Origin of the sequence: Corynebacterium sp. HMSC065D07, from assembly GCF_001810695.1 — a bacterium.
Classification (GTDB): Bacteria; Actinomycetota; Actinomycetes; order Mycobacteriales; family Mycobacteriaceae; genus Corynebacterium; species Corynebacterium hesseae.
This window is the reverse complement of record NZ_KV802451.1, coordinates 1-1,567: the sequence shown is the minus strand read 5'-3', so window position 1 is coordinate 1,567 and position 1,567 is coordinate 1. Positions and strand designations below refer to the sequence as shown.

At 53.0% G+C, this 1,567-nt stretch carries 1 rRNA gene; it reads left to right on the top strand.

What is annotated here, in order from left to right:
• Nucleotides 1-27: 27 nt before the first annotated feature.
• Nucleotides 28-1,567, top strand: a 23S ribosomal RNA gene (locus HMPREF2760_RS12965); the annotation flags it as partial.

The window sequence follows — 1,567 nt, the reverse complement described above, 5'->3', positions numbered from 1 at the left end:
TTTTGTGGTGGTTGTTGTGTTGGTTGTGTGTTCGTTATTTAGGGCGCATGGTGGATGCCTTGGCATGCTGGGCCGATGAAGGACGTGTAAGGCTGCGTTAAGCCTCGGGGAGTTGTCAATAGAGCGTTGATCCGAGGATGTCCGAATGGGGAAACCTGGCACCTGTTATGGGGTGTTACCCTTCAGTGAATTCATAGCTGTTGTGGGGGTTTACGCGGGGAAGTGAAACATCTCAGTACCCGTAGGAGAAGAAAATAAAATTATGATTCTGCTAGTAGTGGCGAACGAACGTGGATGAGGCTAAACCGTGTGCATGTGATACTTGGTAGGGGTTGTGTGTGCGGTGTTGTGGGCCCCAATGTGAATCAGCTACCACTGGTTTGCTTGTGTGTTGTTGTTAGGTGAAGTGGTGTGGAAACGCCCACCGTAGAGGGTGATAGTCCCGTAGTTGAAGGCTTCAATGCATGGGTTGTTGGGTTGCCCGAGTAGCAGCGGGCTCGTGGAATCTGCTGTGAATCTGCCGGGACCACCCGGTAAGCCTAAATACTCAGTGTGACCGATAGTGTATTAGTACCGTGAGGGAATGGTGAAAAGTACCCCGGGAGGGGAGTGAAATAGTTCCTGAAACCATGTGCTTACAATCCGTCAGAGCACCTGTATGTGTGTGATGGCGTGCCTTTTGAAGAATGAGCCTGCGAGTCAGCGGCATGTCGCGAGGTTAACCCGTGTGGGGTAGCCGTAGGGAAACCGAATCCTCATGGGGTGTTTAGTGGCATGTCCTGGACCCGAAGCGGGGTGATCTACCCATGGCCAGTGTGAAGCAGTAGTAAGATGCTGTGGAGGCGCGAACCCACGTAGGTTGAAAACTGCGGGGATGAGCTGTGGGTAGGGGTGAAAGGCCAATCAAACTCCGTGATAGCTGGTTCTCCCCGAAATGCATTTAGGTGCAGCGTCGCATTAGCTTGGTGGAGGTAGAGCTACTGGTTGGTTGAGCGGGACTACAATCTTAGCAATGTCAGCCAAACTCCGAATGCCACTAATTGTGTTGTGCGGCAGTGAGACTGTGGGGGATAAGCTTCATAGTCGAGAGGGAAACAGCCCAGATCGCCGGTTAAGGCCCCTAAGGGTGTGCTAAGTGGAAAAGGATGTGGGATCGCGAAGACAGCCAGGAGGTTGGCTTAGAAGCAGCCATCCTTGAAAGAGTGCGTAATAGCTCACTGGTCGAGTGGTCCTGCGCCGACAATGTAGTGGGGCTCAAGCACACCGCCGAAGCCGCGGCAATACTTTATGTGTTGGGTAGGGGAGCGTCGTGCATGTGTTGAAGCGTTACCGTAAGGCGGCGTGGAGTGTGTGCGAGTGAGAATGCAGGCATGAGTAACGAATTGGAAGGTGAGAATCCTTCCCGCCGGATGACTAAGGGTTCCTGGGTCAAGTTCGTCTTCCCAGGGTGAGTCGGGACCTAAGGCGAGGCCGACAGGCGTAGTCGATGGATAACCAGTTGATATTCTGGTACCCGTATATCCGCGCCCATGATAAAGCACTGATACTAACCACCGCGGATACGATC